This window comes from Citrobacter sp. Cpa228, from assembly GCF_030333085.1.
Taxonomy (GTDB): Bacteria; Pseudomonadota; Gammaproteobacteria; order Enterobacterales; family Enterobacteriaceae; genus Citrobacter; species Citrobacter pasteurii.
In genome coordinates, this window is record NZ_JAOWGQ010000051.1 from 233032 (window position 1) to 250177 (window position 17146).

General features: G+C 54.5%; 15 protein-coding genes. 5 read left to right on the forward strand and 10 right to left on the reverse strand.

The window, feature by feature from the left end; translation table 11 throughout:
• Positions 1-40 precede the first annotated feature (40 nt).
• Entirely contained in the window at positions 41-1708 is a 1668-nt protein-coding gene (ettA, locus tag OGX91_RS14805; protein ID WP_005123940.1) for an energy-dependent translational throttle protein EttA, read from the forward strand.
• Between the two features lie 99 nt (positions 1709-1807).
• On the opposite strand, the gene nadR is transcribed toward ettA, so the two are convergent.
• From nadR to serB, 3 genes are all read right to left on the reverse strand, one after another.
• Complete coding sequence (nadR, locus tag OGX91_RS14810; protein ID WP_371414855.1) at positions 1808-3037, reverse strand: multifunctional transcriptional regulator/nicotinamide-nucleotide adenylyltransferase/ribosylnicotinamide kinase NadR; 1230 nt, start codon at positions 3035-3037, stop codon at positions 1808-1810.
• 139 nt (positions 3038-3176) lie between these two features.
• The gene (radA, locus tag OGX91_RS14815; protein WP_001728171.1) at positions 3177-4559 is read right to left on the reverse strand and encodes a DNA repair protein RadA; all 1383 of its coding nucleotides are present in this window, start codon (positions 4557-4559) and stop codon (positions 3177-3179) included.
• 11 nt (positions 4560-4570) lie between these two features.
• Positions 4571-5539, reverse strand: a complete 969-nt coding sequence (gene serB / locus OGX91_RS14820) for a phosphoserine phosphatase (protein ID WP_003019027.1) — start codon at positions 5537-5539, stop codon at positions 4571-4573.
• Between the two features lie 115 nt (positions 5540-5654).
• On the opposite strand from serB, the gene OGX91_RS14825 reads away from it, so the two are divergent.
• Positions 5655-6296, forward strand: coding sequence for a YtjB family periplasmic protein (locus OGX91_RS14825; protein WP_040230199.1), 642 nt, complete (start codon positions 5655-5657; stop codon positions 6294-6296).
• Positions 6297-6317: 21 nt separating this feature from the next.
• Complete coding sequence (lplA, locus tag OGX91_RS14830) at positions 6318-7334, forward strand: lipoate--protein ligase (RefSeq protein WP_286626643.1); 1017 nt, start codon at positions 6318-6320, stop codon at positions 7332-7334.
• Between the two features lie 140 nt (positions 7335-7474).
• Here the strand turns inward: lplA and OGX91_RS14835 are convergent, their stop codons facing one another.
• From OGX91_RS14835 to deoC, 5 genes are all read right to left on the reverse strand, one after another.
• A complete protein-coding gene (locus OGX91_RS14835; RefSeq protein ID WP_155021504.1) occupies positions 7475-7966 on the reverse strand; it encodes an REP-associated tyrosine transposase in 492 nt (163 codons plus the stop codon).
• A 183-nt stretch (positions 7967-8149) separates the two neighbouring features.
• On the reverse strand, positions 8150-8869 hold the full coding sequence (gene deoD / locus OGX91_RS14840) for a purine-nucleoside phosphorylase (protein WP_000224864.1): 720 nt from the start codon (positions 8867-8869) through the stop codon (positions 8150-8152).
• 103 nt (positions 8870-8972) lie between these two features.
• Positions 8973-10196 carry a phosphopentomutase gene (gene deoB / locus OGX91_RS14845; protein WP_003019037.1) on the reverse strand — a complete coding sequence of 408 codons (1224 nt, stop codon included), beginning with the start codon at positions 10194-10196 and terminating at the stop codon, positions 8973-8975.
• A gap of 51 nt (positions 10197-10247) precedes the next feature.
• The gene (gene deoA / locus OGX91_RS14850; RefSeq protein ID WP_188232432.1) at positions 10248-11570 is read right to left on the reverse strand and encodes a thymidine phosphorylase; all 1323 of its coding nucleotides are present in this window, start codon (positions 11568-11570) and stop codon (positions 10248-10250) included.
• Positions 11571-11682: 112 nt separating this feature from the next.
• Positions 11683-12462 carry a deoxyribose-phosphate aldolase gene (gene deoC / locus OGX91_RS14855; protein WP_223237018.1) on the reverse strand — a complete coding sequence of 260 codons (780 nt, stop codon included), beginning with the start codon at positions 12460-12462 and terminating at the stop codon, positions 11683-11685.
• Positions 12463-12723: 261 nt separating this feature from the next.
• On the opposite strand from deoC, the gene OGX91_RS14860 reads away from it, so the two are divergent.
• Positions 12724-14274, forward strand: coding sequence for a YjjI family glycine radical enzyme (locus OGX91_RS14860; RefSeq protein ID WP_286626644.1), 1551 nt, complete (start codon positions 12724-12726; stop codon positions 14272-14274).
• Positions 14246-15109 (forward strand): YjjW family glycine radical enzyme activase, encoded by an 864-nt coding sequence (locus OGX91_RS14865; protein WP_286626645.1) that lies wholly within the window; start codon positions 14246-14248, stop codon positions 15107-15109. Before OGX91_RS14860 ends, OGX91_RS14865 begins: the two co-directional genes overlap by 29 nt.
• A 95-nt stretch (positions 15110-15204) precedes the next feature.
• On the opposite strand, the gene OGX91_RS14870 is transcribed toward OGX91_RS14865, so the two are convergent.
• Together OGX91_RS14870 and OGX91_RS14875 are read right to left on the reverse strand one after the other, a co-directional pair.
• On the reverse strand, positions 15205-15981 hold the full coding sequence (locus tag OGX91_RS14870) for a metal-dependent hydrolase (protein ID WP_286626646.1): 777 nt from the start codon (positions 15979-15981) through the stop codon (positions 15205-15207).
• Positions 15978-17051, reverse strand: coding sequence for a patatin-like phospholipase family protein (locus OGX91_RS14875; RefSeq protein ID WP_286626647.1), 1074 nt, complete (start codon positions 17049-17051; stop codon positions 15978-15980). The genes OGX91_RS14870 and OGX91_RS14875 overlap by 4 nt, the downstream gene beginning before the upstream one ends.
• Positions 17052-17146 lie beyond the last annotated feature (95 nt).

Consider the following 17146-nt stretch of genomic DNA (forward strand, 5'->3'; position numbering starts at 1 on the left):
TGAAAACTCTACTCATCACTATAAAAGAGGCGAAGTCCACGTGGCTCAATTCGTTTATACCATGCATCGTGTCGGCAAAGTCGTTCCGCCGAAACGTCATATTCTTAAAAACATCTCACTGAGCTTCTTCCCTGGCGCCAAAATCGGTGTACTCGGTCTGAACGGTGCGGGTAAATCTACCCTGCTGCGCATCATGGCTGGTATTGATACCGATATCGAAGGGGAAGCTCGCCCACAGCCTGGCATTAAAATCGGTTACCTGCCGCAGGAACCGAAACTGAACCCGGAACATACCGTTCGCGAATCCGTTGAAGAAGCGGTTGCCGAAGTGGTTAACGCGCTGAAAGGCCTGGATGAAGTGTACGCGAAGTACGCCGAACCGGACGCTGACTTCGATAAGCTGGCCGCGCAACAGGGCAAGTTTGAAGAGATCATTCAGGCGCACGACGGTCATAATCTGAATGTACAGCTCGAACGCGCCGCCGATGCCCTGCGTCTACCGGACTGGGATGCCAAAATTGAGAAGCTCTCCGGTGGTGAACGCCGCCGCGTCGCGCTGTGCCGCCTGCTGCTGGAAAAACCAGACATGCTGCTGCTCGACGAACCGACTAACCACCTGGATGCCGAATCCGTCGCGTGGCTGGAACGCTTCCTGCATGACTTTGAAGGCACCGTGGTGGCGATTACCCACGACCGTTACTTCCTCGACAACGTTGCCGGCTGGATCCTGGAACTTGACCGCGGCGAAGGCATTCCGTGGGAAGGCAATTACTCCTCCTGGCTGGAGCAGAAAGATCAGCGTCTGGCCCAGGAAGCCTCTCAGGAAGCGGCTCGCCGTAAATCCATTGAGAAAGAGCTGGAGTGGGTTCGTCAGGGCGCGAAAGGCCGTCAGTCTAAGGGCAAAGCCCGTCTGGCACGCTTTGAAGAACTCAACAATACCGAATACCAGAAACGTAACGAAACCAACGAACTGTTTATTCCGCCAGGACCTCGTCTGGGTGATAAAGTCGTTGAAGTGACCAATCTACGTAAATCCTACGGCGATCGCGTACTGATCGACGACCTGAGCTTCTCAGTACCGAAAGGCGCCATTGTCGGCATTATCGGTCCGAACGGTGCAGGTAAATCCACCCTGTTCCGCATGATGTCCGGTCAGGAACAGCCTGATAGCGGCACCATTGAGCTGGGTGAAACCGTGAAGCTGGCGTCTGTTGACCAGTTCCGTGATGCCATGGACAACAGCAAAACCGTGTGGGAAGAAGTGTCCGGCGGGCTGGATATCATGCGTATCGGCAACACCGAAATGCCAAGCCGCGCCTACGTAGGCCGCTTTAACTTCAAAGGTGTGGATCAGGGCAAACGCGTCGGCGAACTGTCCGGCGGTGAGCGTGGTCGTCTGCACCTGGCGAAGCTGCTGCAGGTTGGCGGCAACATGCTGCTGCTCGATGAACCGACCAACGACCTGGATATCGAAACCCTGCGCGCGCTGGAAAACGCCCTGCTGGAGTTCCCAGGCTGCGCGATGGTTATCTCGCACGACCGTTGGTTCCTCGACCGTATCGCGACCCACATTCTGGACTACCAGGATGAAGGTAAGGTGGAATTCTTCGAAGGTAACTTTACCGAATACGAAGAGTACAAGAAACGCACGCTGGGCGCGGATGCGCTGGAGCCGAAGCGTATCAAGTACAAGCGTATTTCTAAGTAATTAGCGCTAAGCGCCGGATGCTGGCGTGATGCTTTATCTGGCCTACGAGGTTAGTGCGACTTGTAGGCCGGATAATCGCAGCGCCATCCGGCATTTAAACTATCTCTGTTCGCCCATCAACTCTTTCACCAACTCCACGCAGCGCAGGAAGCGACCATCGTAGTCCGGGTCCTGAACGTGCACAAAATTGATATTGTTCTCCTGCAGCATCTCGACCAGCAGCGTCTGAAACGCTTTTCTGTCAACTGAGCTGCCAAGGCTGCGCAAGCCATCTGCCACCCACGGGGTGTTGTTTTCCAGCAGGATCACCAGGTCAAAGCGATACTCATCAATCAACGCCTGCACAAACGGGTGTTCACGCCCTTCATATTTTTTGCAGAAAGCCTGAGTGGTCACGAAATCGGTGTCGATGAACGCCACTTTATTGGCATACTTAACTGCAAAATCAATGTATTGCGCTTGTCCCAGAGCGATTTTATCGTAGTCGGAATATTGTAACGCCATCTCATCACCACCCAAATGGGAAAAGACGTAATCACGCCCATATTCCCACGCACTGGTGGTGTTGAAGATATTGGCGAGCTTATTCACCAGCGTCGATTTACCGCTCGACTCCCCGCCGAGGATCGCCACGGTGCGCACGAAAAACGGCTTCACTTCAGTCGGGATATATTCCCAGTAGCGAAACGGGTTCTCACGGATTTGCCCGCCGCTGATGCTCATAAACGTCCGTTTGGGATCAACCAGTACCGTTTCAATGCCCAGATGTTCAAGATATTGCGGAGCATCAGATTCTTCAGAGGTGTAGATCCAGTTTGGCTGGATCCCTTTCTCCTGCATAAACGTTTTGATGCCGTTGCTCCACACATCCCAACCGTGCGGATAAGGCTCCATGCCTTCCTCATTGAAGGCATGGATACGGATGTTTTTCTGATATTTGAAGGTCTGCAACAGCCAACGCAGACGATCGGGAACCGTGGGTTGTTGTGACATAGCGCTGTCTTCAAACAGGCTTCTATCGCGCGTGTCGTCATAGCCCATAATGATATGCAGTTCATCTACCTGGCTACAGGCGCGCTGGATAAGATAGATATGGCCGGTATGCAGCGGATAAAACTTACCGAATACCACACCGATATTTTTCTGCTGACGCGGAAACTCCAGTCCGAGAAAACGGTGCAACGCCTCCAGCTTTTGCGCGCTGGGGCTTTTAATTTTGGCATTCAGCAGTTGGCTTAGATATCCCTTGGTCATGCCACTGGCATCCGCCACCTGTTGCAGGGTACAGCCCTTTTGCTTAATGGCGGTTTTCAGATAATCAAATGACACAAGAGCCTCCTGCTGAAAAAACATGTAACAATGCCTGATGGCGCTGCGCTTATCAGGCCTACAACATCAATCCGTAGGCCGGATAAGACGCATTGCGTCGCCATCCGGGAAATTATACAACATCAGTGCATACAGAGAATTATAAGTCATCAAACACGCTTAACGCATCAGCAAGCTTCTTAACGCCAAAGACCTGCATCCCTTCCGGCACTTTTTTCGGTACGTTGGCGGCAGGAACAATCGCCCGGCGAAAGCCGTGCTTCGCCGCTTCCGAAATACGCTCCTGACCGCTGGGCACTGGGCGGATTTCTCCCGCCAGCCCCACTTCACCAAAGACCACCAGATCCTGCGGTAGCGGTCTGTCGCGTAAGCTGGAAACCATCGCCAGCAGCAACGCCAGGTCGGCGCTGGTTTCAGTGACTTTTACGCCACCCACCACATTGACGAACACGTCCTGATCCGCCATCTGCAAACCGCCATGGCGATGTAACACCGCCAGCAGAATCGCCAGACGGTTTTGTTCCAGACCGACCGCCACGCGACGTGGGTTCGCCATCATTGAGTGGTCGACCAGCGCCTGAATCTCTACCAGCAGCGGGCGCGTACCTTCCCAGACCACCATCACCGAACTACCGGAAGTGACTTCATCACCACGGCTTAAGAAGATTGCAGACGGGTTGCTGACTTCGCGTAGCCCCTGTTCGGTCATAGCGAAGACGCCCAGCTCATTCACCGCGCCAAAGCGGTTTTTATGGCTACGCAGAGTGCGAAATCGGGAATCGGCGTCACCGTCGAGCAACACCGAGCAGTCAATACAGTGCTCCAGCACCTTCGGCCCGGCCAACGAGCCGTCTTTGGTAACGTGGCCGACCATCACAATCGCTACGCCGCGCGTTTTGGCAAAGCGCGTCAGGTAAGCCGCGGTTTCACGCACCTGCGCCACGCTGCCCGGCGAAGACTGAATGTCCGCCATATGCATCACCTGAATGGAGTCGATCACCATCAGCTTCGGCTGTTCTTCTTCCGCAATCAGGCAAATTTGTTCGATACTGGTTTCAGACAGCATGTTCAGGTTCGCCGTCGGCAGGCCAAGTCGATGCGCGCGCATCGCCACCTGTTGCAGCGACTCTTCGCCGGTGACGTACAGGGTTTTCATCTGCTCGGCGAGCCTGCACAGCGTTTGCAACAGCAGCGTTGATTTACCCGCGCCGGGGTTACCGCCAATCAGTATGGCGCTGCCGGGTACCACACCACCGCCCAGCACGCGGTCGAACTCTTTAAATCCGGTGGAAAAACGCGGCAGTTCCTCAAGGCTGATGTCAGAGAGCTTCTGCACTTTTGCGACGCCCGCATTTCCGGCATAACCGCTGAGTCGCTCGTTGCGCGCCACCGTTGGCGACGCGGCAAGGCGCACCTCGGTTATGGTGTTCCAGGCCTGACAGGCGCTGCATTGCCCCTGCCAGCGCGGGTAATCGGCCCCACATTCATTACAAACAAAGGCGCGTTTAGGAGCTTTTGCCACGTTTTACCTCATTATTTCTGGTTCATGCTGCCGGAGAGAATGCAGAACACGCCCATCAGGTCAGCGTGACGGATAGTAATCTCCGTCTTTTCATTCACTTTCGGTTTCGCATGATACGCAATGCCCAGCCCGGCCGTTTTGATCATCGGCAGATCGTTGGCGCCATCGCCGATCGCTACCGTCTGCGCCATCGGGATTTCATACTCTTGCGCCAGGCGGGTCAGAGTACTGGCTTTGTACTGCGCATCGACGATATCGCCGATCACGTTGCCGGTGAATTTACCGTCCATGATCTCCAGCTCATTCGCTACAGCTGCCGTCAGGCGCAGCTTGTTACGCAGATAATCGGCAAAGAAAGTAAACCCGCCAGAAGCGATAGCCACTTTCCAGCCGAGCGTTTCCAGTTTTAACACCAGCTGAGTCAGGCCTGGCATCAGCGGCAATGTTTCGCGCACCTGGTGCAGAATGTTGGCATCAGCCCCCTTCAGCGTCGCTACGCGGCTGCGCAGGCTGGCGGTAAAATCCAGCTCGCCGCGCATCGCACGTTCGGTGACTTCGGCAACCATTTCACCGGTCCCGGCCAGTTTGGCAATTTCATCAATGCATTCGATCTGGATAGCCGTTGAATCCATGTCCATCACCAGCAAACCCGGCGTGCGCAAATGCGGAATTTTACCCAACGGGGCAACATCCAGTTTGGCATCATGCGCCAGTTTTGCCGCACGCGGCGTTAACGAGCCCGCCAGACGAATCACCTGATAATCCTCAACGCACCACGCCGCCACGATCACCATCGCCGCGCCCAGTTTGCTCTGGTATTGCGTTAAACGTTGTTTATCCAGCCCACGACCGTACAGCAGCCAGCCACTGCGGCCCGCGTGGTAATCCAGCGGCATGACTTCATCACCGCTTAAAGAGAGGGGCAGACCTGGCCACAGAGAGACATCTTCAGGTAGATCGCACCAGGTAATGTTAGGCATTAAAGCTCCTGTAAAATCGTTCGGGTCGGAATCATCAGGGGAAAATAACGCATGAGGCTACCCTGTAACCAGCGCTTCTGGCAACATTAAGTCTCAAATTTTCAGCAGGTGGAATATGGCTCGCACAAAACTGAAATTCCGACTTCATCGTGCAGTGATTGTATTGTCCTGCCTTGCGCTGCTCGTCGCGCTGATGCAGGGCGCATCCTGGTTCAGTCAAAGCCACCAGCAGCAGCGTAATCCGCAGCTCGAAGAGCTGGCCCGCACGCTGGCTCGCCAGGTTGCGTTAAACGTCGCCCCGCTGATGCGTACCGAAACGCCGGATGAAAAGCGCATTAAAACGGTGCTCACACAGTTGACGGAGAGTAGCCGTATTCTGGATGCGGGCGTGTACGATGAGCAGGGCGATCTGATTACCCGCACTGGTGAGAGTGTCGATGTCCGTGACCGGCTGGCGCTCGATGGCAAAAAAGCCGGGGGCTATTTTAATCAGCAAATCGTTGAGCCCATTCAGGGGAGAAACGGCCCGCTGGGTTATCTGCGCCTGACGTTGGATACCCACACGCTTGCCACCGAAGCGAAGCAGGTAGACAACACCACCAACATCTTACGCCTGATGCTGCTTCTGTCACTGGCTATTGGTGTCGTCCTCACACGTACATTATTGCAAGGCAAGCGTACCCGCTGGCAGCAATCTCCTTTCCTGCTGACCGCCAACAAACCGGTGCAGGAAGAAGACAACGAGAAAAAAGAGTAATTCAAAGAAAGGAAATCGACCATGACCACACTACGCCTGCTTATCTCTGACTCTCACGATCCCTGGTTTAACCTGGCCGTTGAAGAGTGCATTTTCCGCCAGATGCCCGCCACGCAGCGCGTCCTGTTCTTGTGGCGTAACGCCGATACGGTGGTGATTGGCCGGGCGCAAAACCCGTGGAAAGAGTGTAATACCCGCCGAATGGAAGAGGATAACGTCCGGCTCGCCCGTCGCAGCAGCGGCGGCGGCGCGGTGTTCCATGACTTAGGTAATACCTGCTTTACCTTTATGGCCGGTAAACCGGAATACGACAAAACCATCTCCACGGCAATAGTCCTCAATGCGCTGAATACGCTGGGCGTAGAGGCTGATGCCTCCGGGCGTAACGATCTGGTGGTGAAAACGCCGGACGGCGATCGTAAAGTCTCTGGTTCTGCCTATCGCGAAACGAAAGATCGCGGATTCCACCACGGTACGCTATTGCTGAATGCCAATCTCAGCCGCCTGGCAAACTATCTCAATCCCGATAAAAAGAAACTTGCCGCTAAAGGCATCACCTCGGTTCGCTCGCGCGTGGCGAATTTGACCGAACTGTTACCGGGCATCACTCATCAACAGGTCTGTCAGGCCATTACGGAAGCCTTTTTCGCCCACTACGGCGAACGCGTAGAAGCCGAGATTATCTCCCCGGACAAAGCGCCGGATCTGCCGAACTTTGCCGAAACCTTTGCCCGCCAGAGCAGTTGGGAGTGGAACTTTGGTCAGGCGCCGGCCTTCTCGCACCTGTTGGACGAGCGTTTCACCTGGGGCGGCGTTGAGCTGCATTTCGACGTTGAAAAAGGCGTGATTACCCGCACCCAGGTCTACACCGATAGCCTCAATCCCGCGCCGCTGGAAGTACTGGCAGAGCGGCTACAGGGTTGCCAGTATCGTGCCGATATTTTACAGCAGACTTGTGAAACGCTGGTTGCGGAATATCCGGATCAGGAAAGCGAGTTGCGTGAGCTGGCAGCGTGGGTAACGAAGGCCGTGCGTTAAGCGATTGGTGGCGAATTGCCGGATGGCGGCTGCGCCTTATCCGGCCTACAAGACCGCTCCCGTAGGCCTGATAAGCGAAGCGCCATCAGGCATTAATAGCGGCATTCCCGTAGACCCGGTAAGCGCAGCGCCACCGGGCATTACCGACGCTCCCCGGCCTCAAAATCGCTCATTTCCCCCGCCCAATCAATGGGGTAAATCCCTTCCCGAACATCGCGATGAAACGTCGAAAACGGCCAATCCTGCACACGTGTCACCCAGCCATGTTTCACTGGATTGATGTAGATGTAATCTTTATGGCGACGATAATCTTCGTCATCACGAATTGCGTGTTCCCAGAAGCGAGGTTGCCACATCTCATGGCACATTATCGATTTGGTAAAAAATTTTTTAAGCTCTCGCCAACGGGACGAGAAGTCACAATCGTGCTCAGGAAGCGTCCATATGCAATGCAAATGCTCAGGTAACACGACAAACGCATCTATCTGAAAAGGCTTTGTCTCTTGCACTCGGCGAATAGCAGAGCGTAATTCCGTAATCTGGCGGACAAGCAAATCGCTTTTCCGGTTTTTCAGATTCACGGTGAAAAACCAGGTTCCACCGTTGATGTAATAACGACGATAGTTCGACATTTTGTTTATTCCTTAAACAAAGCTCGAACATAACGGGTTAATAGTCAATGGCAATACGAAGAGGATAATTCAGGAAGGAGGCTCGCAGTTAGTGCGAAAAATTGCCGGATGGCAGCTGCGCCTTATCCGGCCTACATACTGCTGTAGGCCCGGTAAGCGCAGCGCCACCGGGCAACACAACACTTACTCTTTATCGCCCAGCAGAACGGATTCCAGTGCGATTTTGATCATGTCGTTGAAGGTCGTCTGACGTTCAGCGGCAGTGGTCTGTTCGTGAGTACGGATATGGTCGGACACGGTGCAGATGGTCAGCGCTTTCGCACCAAACTCAGCAGCAACGCCGTAGATGCCCGCCGCTTCCATTTCCACGCCCAGCACGCCGTATTTTTCCATCACGTCGAACATTTCGCCGTCCGGAGAGTAGAACAGGTCAGCGGAGAACAGGTTACCCACGCGCGCGTCTACGCCCAGTGCTTTTGCCGCATCAACGGCGTTACGCACCATGTCGAAGTCAGCGATAGCCGCGAAATCATGATCTTTAAAGCGGATACGGTTAACTTTGGAATCGGTGCAGGCACCCATGCCGATAACCACGTCACGCAGTTTGACGTCCATACGCACGGCGCCACAGGAGCCTACGCGAATGATTTTCTTCACGCCGAAATCGGTGATCAACTCTTTGGTGTAGATGGAGCAAGACGGGATACCCATACCGTGGCCCATCACGGAGATCTTACGGCCTTTGTAGGTACCGGTGAAACCTAACATGCCGCGAACGTTGTTCACTTCACGGACATCTTCGAGGAAAGTTTCAGCAATATGCTTCGCACGCAGCGGGTCGCCCGGCATCAATACGACGTCAGCGAAATCACCCATTTCTGCATTAATATGTGGAGTTGCCATCTTCAGTTCCTTTTATATTGTTGTTTTTGCCGGGTGGCGGCTGCGCCTTACCCGGCCTACAAAACCGTAGGCCCGGTAAGCGAAGCGCCACCGGGCAATTGCATCAGAGCATGTTTTTACCGTAGTCCATCGGCGACGTACCAAAGTAGCTCGCCAGCGTCTGGCCGATATCCGCGAAGGTTTCACGGTGGCCTAAAGAACCTGGTTTCACTTTCGGGCCGTAAACCAGTACCGGAATGTGTTCACGGGTGTGGTCAGTGCCGGTCCAGCTTGGGTCGCAGCCGTGGTCAGCGGTCAGGATCAGAATGTCATCTTCACCCACCAGCTCCATCAGCTCAGGCAAACGGCGGTCGAACAGTTCCAGACCTGCAGCATAACCGGCGATATCGCGACGGTGGCCCCAGGAAGAGTCGAAATCAACGAAGTTAGTAAAGACGATGGTCTTATCACCCGCTTCTTTCATCTCTTTGATGGTGGCGTCAAACAGCGCGTCCAGACCGGTGGCTTTCACTTTTTTGGTGATGCCGCAGTTCGCATAGATATCCGCGATTTTACCAACGGAAACCACGTGGCCATCTTTCTCGTCGACCAGTTTCTGCAGCACGGTCGGTGCTGGCGGCTCAACGGCCAGGTCGTGACGGTTACCGGTACGCTGGAAGTTACCGGCTTTATCACCGATAAACGGACGGGCGATAACACGACCGATGTTGTAACCACCTTCGGTCAGCTCTTCACGGGCGATTTCGCACAGCTCGTAGAGTTTATCCAGGCCAAAAGTCTCTTCGTGACAGGCAATCTGGAACACGGAGTCAGCGGAGGTATAGAAAATCGGCTTGCCGGTTTTCATATGCTCTTCACCCAACTGATCCAGAATCACGGTACCGGAAGAGTGGCAGTTACCGAGGTAGCCCGGCAGGTTGGCACGTTTTACCAGCTTATCCAGCAGTTCCTGCGGGAAGCTGTTTTCATGATCGGAGAAGTAACCCCAGTCAAACAGAACCGGCACACCCGCGATTTCCCAGTGACCAGACGGCGTATCTTTCCCGGAAGAGAGTTCATGCGCCCAGGCGTAGGCACCAATCACTTCCGCATTACCGTCCATGCCGGCAGCAATTTTGCCGGTAGAACCTTCGTGAGCTTTCACCAGGCCCAGACGGGTCAGGTTAGGCAGATTCAGTGGGCCTTTGCGACCATTGTCAGCTTCACCTTTCGCACAGGCTTCTGCAATGTGTCCCATAGTGTCTGAGCCTACGTCGCCAAAGCGATCCGCATCTTCAGTCGCACCAATACCAAAGGAGTCCAGCACCATAATAAATGCACGTTTCATCTTGTTCTCCATACATCTGCGCCGCAAAAAAGCGATCAGATCAGTATACAGTTATTCGGTAATACGACGATAGACTGTCGGTGTAATTTCTGGCGCTTTATCGTCAAGGCTAATTGCCGCTTTGACCGCTTTCGCCGCGTCCTGCCAGCTGGCTTCGTCTTTGGCGTGGATCACCGCCAGTGGGCGCTGTCCGTCTACGCTGTCGCCCAGACGCGCCATATCGCTAAAGCCAACGCTGTAATCAATGGTGTCCGATGCCTGACGACGACCGCCGCCCATGGAAACAACCGCCATTCCCAGCGCACGGGTATCCATCGCGCTGACAAAGCCTTCGGTATCAGCATATACCGCTTTGCTGAGCATTGCCGTCGGCAGGTACTTCGCATAATTCTCGACGAAATCGGTCGGGCCTTTCTGCGCCGCAACCATGCGACCAAAAATCTCTGCCGCTTTGCCGTTATCCAGCACCGCCTGCAATTTCGCACGGGCTTCGGCGTCATCTTTCGCCAGCTTGCCGGAGATCAGCATTTCCACGCACAGCGCCATGGTGACGTCTAACAGACGTGGGTTGCGGTATTCACCGGTCAGGAACTGCACAGCTTCGCGGACTTCAACCGCGTTACCCGCGCTGGAAGCCAGCACCTGATTCATATCGGTTAACAAGGCGGTGGTGCGTACACCCGCGCCGTTCGCCACGCCAACTATCGCTTCGGCAAGGGCTTCAGAGAGCTCGTAGGTCGGCATAAAGGCGCCGCTGCCGACTTTCACATCCATCACCAGCGCATCCAGCCCTTCCGCCAGCTTTTTCGCCAGAATGGAACCGGTGATCAGCGGAATGGAATCCACCGTCGCGGTAATATCGCGGGTGGCATAAAAACGTTTATCCGCCGGTGCGAGCGAGCTGGTTTGCCCAATAATCGCCACACCCACGTCTTTAATAATTTCACGGAAACGGGCGTCGTCCGGGAAGATGTCAAATCCCGGGATCGCTTCCAGTTTATCCAGCGTGCCGCCGGTATGTCCCAGGCCACGCCCGGAAATCATCGGAATAAAGCCACCGCAGGCTGCAACCATCGGGCCTAACATCAGTGACGTCACGTCACCCACGCCACCGGTAGAGTGTTTATCCACAATCGGACCGTTCAACTGCAGTTTTTTCCAGTCCAGCACGGTTCCTGAATCACGCATTGCCATGGTCAGTGAAACACGCTCAGGCATTGTCATATCGTGGAAGAAAATGGTCATCGCCAGGGCGGCGATTTGCCCTTCAGAGATGGTGTTGTCACGGATCCCATTGATAAAGAAACGAATCTCTTCATCGCTCAGCGCATGACCATCACGTTTTTTACGAATAATTTCTTGTGCGAGAAACACGGTAACCCCCAGGGGAAAAGAGTAGAAGGCCGTTGTAAGCCGGGTAAGCAACGCGCCACCCGGCAGTCGTATTGATGCCGGATGGCGGCTGCGCCTTATCCGGCCTACGGGCTTAGTAGCTGCTTGCGCTCTTACCGTCGCCGTGACCCAGCGCTTTCAGCAAGCTAGCCAGCAGGCTGGATGCGCCAAAACGGTAGTGACGAGAATCAGCCCAGTCAGCGCCAAACAGTTCATCGGCAATCGCCAGGAACTGCTGTGCATCTTCTGCAGTACGCACGCCGCCAGCCGGTTTGAAACCTACAGTTTTAGAAACACCCATGTCGCGGATCACTTCCATCATGATGCGTGCGCTTTCCGGCGTCGCATTGACCGGCACTTTACCGGTAGACGTTTTGATGAAATCAGCACCGGCTTTGATGGAGATTTCAGACGCTTTACGAATAAGCTGCTCTTCTTTCAGCTCACCGGTTTCGATGATCACTTTAAGCAGCACATTTGCCGCCGCACACGCGTCTTTACACGCTTTAACCAGATCGAAACCAACCTGTTCATTACCGGCGATCAGCGCACGGTACGGGAACACCACGTCAACTTCGTCGGCACCGTAGGCAATCGCCGCGCGGGTTTCCGCCAGCGCAATCTCGATGTCGTCATTACCATGCGGGAAGTTGGTGACGGTTGCAATGCGGATGTCCGGCGTACCCTGCTCTTTCAGAGTCTTACGCGCAATAGGGATGAAACGCGGATAGATACAGATTGCGGCAGTGTTGCCAACCGGAGTCTTCGCCTGATGACACAGCGCGATCACTTTTTCATTGGTGTCGTCGTCATTCAGGGTGGTCAGGTCCATCAGTTTCAGTGCACGCAGGCTGCTTGCTGTTAAATCGGTCATAACATTCTCCAACGGCATCGCCGTATAAAATTTCACCTCGCGAGTTTGTTAGTATTCTAACATCCGCTCGCTATTACACTTCGATATACATCACAGTTAATGAAAACCACATACAGATTTGCATTACTCTAATGAGATCTACTTCAAATAAATGACCTTTACTGGTGGCATCCGGTGGCATCAGGCGCATCCGGATCAAAGGTTGGCACTGCGTTGCTTTCTACAATGGCGTTACACCTTCGGGACAAAAAGGAATCAACGATGCCCACTTCAAGCGAACTCGCGCTGCAACAGCGTTGCCAACAAATCGTGACCAGCCCGGTGCTCAGCCCTGAGCAGAAACGCCACTTTCTGGCGCTGGAGGCTGAAAACGCGCTGCCTTACCCGCAACTTCCTGCTGAGGCACGCCAGGCGCTGGATGACGCGGTGATCTGCGATATGTACGAAGGTCATGCTCCGTTCAAACCGCGCTACGTATTACCCGATTACGCGCGTTTTCTGGCCAACGGTTCATCATGGCTGGAACTGGAAGGCGCAAAGGATCTCGATGACGCATTATCCTTACTCACCATCCTGTACCATCACGTTCCGTCAGTGACGTCGATGCCGGTCTATCTCGGTCAGCTCGATGCTCTACTGCAACCGTATGTTAGAATTCTAACACAAGATGAGATCGATATTCGAATAAAACGTTTCTGGCGTTATCTCGACAGAACGCTGCCAGACGCGTTTATGCATGCCAATATCGGCCCCGCCGATACTCCAGTTACCCGTGCAATTTTACGTGCAGATGCAGAGTTAAAGCAGGTTTCGCCCAATCTGACATTCATTTATGACCCGCAAATCACACCTGACGATCTGCTGCTCAACGTCGCGCAAAATATTTGCGAATGCAGTAAACCGCACATTTCTAACGGCCCTGAAAATGATAAAATTTTCACAAAAGGCCACTACGGCGTCGTCAGTTGTTACAACTCACTGCCACTTGCGGGCGGTGGAAGTACGCTGGTCAGGCTCAATCTGAAAGCCATCGCAGAGCGCAGCACCTCTGTCGATGACTTCTTTACGCGCACCCTACCGCATTACTGCCAACAGCAAATCGCCATCATTGATTCACGATGTGAATTCCTCTACGAGAAATCACATTTCTTTGAGAATAGCTTCCTGGTGCAGGAAGGGTTGATCGATCCCGAACGTTTTGTGCCTATGTTTGGCATGTACGGCCTGGCAGAAGCCGTAAACCTGCTGTGTGAGCAAGCAGGACGCAACGCACGCTACGGCAAAGATGAGTTTGCCAATCAGCTCGGCTATCGCATTAGCGCCCAACTGGCGGAATTTGTAGAAAGCACGCCGGTGAAATATGGCTGGAAGCAGCGCGCGATGCTGCATGCACAGTCGGGGATCAGTTCTGACATCGGCACCACGCCGGGCGCTCGCCTGCCTTATGGTGATGAACCGGACCCGATCACCCACCTGCAGACCGTTGCGCCGCATCACGCGTATTATCACGCCGGTATCAGCGACATTCTCACGCTGGACGAAACCATCAAACGTAATCCTCAGGCGCTGGTGCAATTGTGCCTCGGCGCATTTAAAGCCGGGATGCGTGAGTTTACCGCCAACGTGAGCGGCAACGATCTGGTTCGCGTCACCGGTTATATGGTGCGTCTGTCGGATCTGGAAAAATATCGTGCCGCAGGTTCTCGCACCAACACCACCTGGCTGGGCGAAGAAGCCGCGCGCAATACGCGTATTCTGGAACGACAACCTCGTGTGATTAGCCATGAACAGCAGATGCGCTTCGGTAAGTAAGATTATCCCTTTCTCCTGCGTCGACGGGCCGGGCAGTCGCCTGGCTCTGTTTCTGCAGGGGTGCAATCTGCGCTGTAAAAATTGCCACAACCCGTGGACGATGGGACGCTGCAACGATTGCGGGGAGTGTGTCCTGCATTGCCCGCATGAGGCGCTCAGCCTGAGTGCGGGAAAAGTGTGGTGGCAGTCCGAGGAGTGCCAGCAATGTGACACCTGCCTGCACATGTGCCCACAGCAGGCTACGCCGATGGCGCAGACCATGAGCGTCGATGAGGTGCTGCGCCATATTCGTAAGGCATCGTTGTTTATTGAAGGGATTACTGTTAGCGGCGGTGAGGCAACAACGCAGCTTCCCTTTGTGATTGCGCTATTCTCAGCGATCAAAACCGATCCGCAGTTGCAACACCTGACCTGCATGGTGGACAGCAATGGCATGCTGAGCGAAACCGGCTGGCAGAAGCTGCTACCGGTGTGTGACGGCGTGATGCTCGACTTAAAAGCCTGGGATAGCGCATGCCATCGTCAGTTGACAGGCCGCGATAACACGCTGATTAAACAAAGCATTACCTTTTTATCCGCACAAGGGAAACTGGCGGAACTGCGCCTGCTGATAATTCCTGGTCAGGTGGATTATCTCCAGCACATCGATGCGCTGGCGGCGTTTATCAAGCGTTCAGGTGACGTGCCGGTGCGGCTAAATGCCTTTCATGCGCACGGGGTTTACGGCGAAGCAAAAGACTGGCCGAGCGCCACGCCGGAGGATGTGGAACACCTGGCGCAAAGATTGCGCGAGCGCGGGGTGGATAATTTGATTTTCCCGGCTTTGTATCTGTGAAATGCCGGATGGCGGCTATGCCTTATCTGGCCTACCCATGCCTTCGACCCGTAGGCCGGATAAGACGCTTTTGCGTCGCATCCGGCACTCAACAATCACACATTAAACAACGCCCTTGTATTGCGGTATAGCGCCTCGGCTATCACCTCCGCAGGTTCAGGGCGCAGCTCGCATAAGGCGTCAAATACTCTGACGACCTGTTCAGGACGGTTGGGCTGTCCCTGAAAGCCGTTGAGCGGCATATCCGGCGCGTCGGTTTCCAGCAACAGCGACTCCAGCGGCAATCGCGCCATCACTTCGCGGGTTTTACTGGCGCGGGGATAGGTAATGGTGCCACCCACGCCAATTTTGTAGCCCAGTTGCACAAAGCGTTCGGCCTGCTGCACGCTCCCGGAAAATCCATGCACCACGCCTGTTCGTGGCAAAGCATGGCGTTTAAGGTACATCGCCAGCTTGTCATGCGTGCGTCGCGAATGCAGGATCACCGGAAGATCGTACCGCTTCGCCAGCTTAAGCTGTGCTTCCAGCACCCTTTCCTGCTTATCAAACTGCGGATCGTCACGCCAGAGATCCAGCCCGATCTCACCGACCGCCACCAGCTTCTGCGGTCGTTGCTCCAATTCCTGTTGCAACCTGTCCAGACCGTCATCATCGTGATCTTCAATAACAATGGGATGCAGGCCCAGCGCGGCATACAACGAAGGATAACTTTCCGCTAACGCCAATACGCGTGAAAAGTTCATCGCCTGCGTTGCCGGAACAATAATATGGTGCACACCGACGTCAGCCGCACGCTGAAGACTGGCTGGCTCATCGCCGGTAAAGGGGGGAAAATCAAAATGACAATGCGTATCGATAAACCGGAGACTCACGCCAGATCCTCATTATTAAACGTCGTATCGTTGGCCAGGGGCGCGCTGCTCGCAACGGACGCATGGGCATCGTTGGCAACGGGGGCAGGTGGAACCACCACCGGGCTGGGCACCACAATCTTCGGCGCCTGACGAGGCAGTGGCGCATTTTTCGCCAGCATTTTACCAATTGTTGCCAAAAAATAGCGCCCGCACAGGCGTCCGGTTTTGTAGTCTTCACGCAATGCCGGAATGCGACTCCCCAGTGCCATACTATGGAGTGGCTTTGGTGGGTAGATCTCAAAAATACGCAGCTTGCCCGGCGGTTTTTCGATAAAGCGCTGAATAGCGCGGTAGCTGGCTTCATGATGTTGAACCAGATTCACCAGCGGCTGCAGACTGCTCTCCCCCAGCCAACGCTCCATACGTTTGAACCATTGTGGGGTGTAGTACATTTGCGAAGGCACGGTGCGGATCACCACCAGCGTTTTCGCCCCTTGCTTCGCCGCCTCCTGAACGGGTATGGCGTCACTGACTCCTCCATCCAGGTAATTCACCCCATCCAGCGCAACCCCAGCGCGATAGAACCCGGGAATCGCACTGGATGCGCGAATGAGATCCAGCCAATTGTGCCGGTTCGGCGAAAAATAGCCTGGCGTGTAGTCATCACCCCGACAGGCGCACATATAAAACGTTTTCCCTGCGGCAAACAGGCGTTCGGCGTTATCCATTGCCAGCGGCATTTGGGACGAGGTCGAATCCACCAGCCAGTCGAGGTCGATTAAGTTCCCCCCGCGCACAAAGCGTACCGGGTCAAAAAACTCACGTCGGGTGGTGTAGCGCATGATCACTTTGCGCCCGTAGCCGGGTTGGTTACAGAGATAGGCCGACAGATTTTGCGCGCCAGCAGATGTCCCGTAGAAGAGATCGAAAGGATTGAACTGAGCGCGCATGAACTCATCCAGTACGCCGGCAGTAAAGATCCCCCGCTGCCCTCCACCTTCGCATACCAGCGCCATACTGCCTGGTTGAAATGGACGTAACGATAACGGCGCTATATTACCGAGCGTGACGGGTATTCTCTGCCCCACCTCTGCCTTCCTGTTTTTTGTAATAGAGCAACAAGGTAACGCAAATTGCCTGGCGCTAAAACCGTAAAAGCCAGTCCGGTGGACTGGCTTAGTAG

What these genes read in the sequence shown, in the direction of transcription:
- serB (WP_003019027.1), bottom strand. Translation starts at nt 5,539, where the DNA reads ATGCCTAACATTACCTGGTGCGATCTACCTGAAGATGTCTCTCTGTGG.
- OGX91_RS14825 (WP_040230199.1), top strand. Translation starts at nt 5,655, where the DNA reads ATGGCTCGCACAAAACTGAAATTCCGACTTCATCGTGCAGTGATTGTA.
- lplA (WP_286626643.1), top strand. Translation starts at nt 6,318, where the DNA reads ATGACCACACTACGCCTGCTTATCTCTGACTCTCACGATCCCTGGTTT.
- OGX91_RS14835 (WP_155021504.1), bottom strand. Translation starts at nt 7,966, where the DNA reads ATGTCGAACTATCGTCGTTATTACATCAACGGTGGAACCTGGTTTTTC.
- deoD (WP_000224864.1), bottom strand. Translation starts at nt 8,869, where the DNA reads ATGGCAACTCCACATATTAATGCAGAAATGGGTGATTTCGCTGACGTC.
- deoB (WP_003019037.1), bottom strand. Translation starts at nt 10,196, where the DNA reads ATGAAACGTGCATTTATTATGGTGCTGGACTCCTTTGGTATTGGTGCG.
- deoC (WP_223237018.1), bottom strand. Translation starts at nt 12,462, where the DNA reads ATGACCGATTTAACAGCAAGCAGCCTGCGTGCACTGAAACTGATGGAC.
- OGX91_RS14860 (WP_286626644.1), top strand. Translation starts at nt 12,724, where the DNA reads ATGCCCACTTCAAGCGAACTCGCGCTGCAACAGCGTTGCCAACAAATC.
- OGX91_RS14865 (WP_286626645.1), top strand. Translation starts at nt 14,246, where the DNA reads ATGAACAGCAGATGCGCTTCGGTAAGTAAGATTATCCCTTTCTCCTGC.